This is a genomic window from Phormidium sp. CCY1219 (assembly GCF_055795085.1).
The window spans coordinates 1-211 of the sequence record NZ_JAYFEQ010000093.1; the positions used below are offsets into that span (position 1 = coordinate 1).

The 211-nt window shown below is 46.4% G+C and carries 1 pseudogene; it reads right to left on the reverse strand.

What is annotated here, in order from left to right:
* A pseudogene (locus AC0QH1_RS00565) lies at nt 1-211 on the reverse strand (RRXRR domain-containing protein); the annotation flags it as partial.

The following is a 211-nucleotide window of genomic DNA, read 5'->3' on the forward strand; positions in this document are numbered from 1 at the left end:
ACAACATCTACCCCATTTCTCTAGAAGGTATTCTCGGACTTCATACCCCACCAACTCTCCCTGTTGATACTCGACACTAGAGATTTCTGGGTGAGTGCATCAGTTGGGTATCAAAACGGACAAGTTCCATTGAGATAGCGCTAATGGGACAGAAACGCTTCAATCGATTTACCCACGTCAGAGTTGTCAGGACTCGGTGTTGAAGACTAGG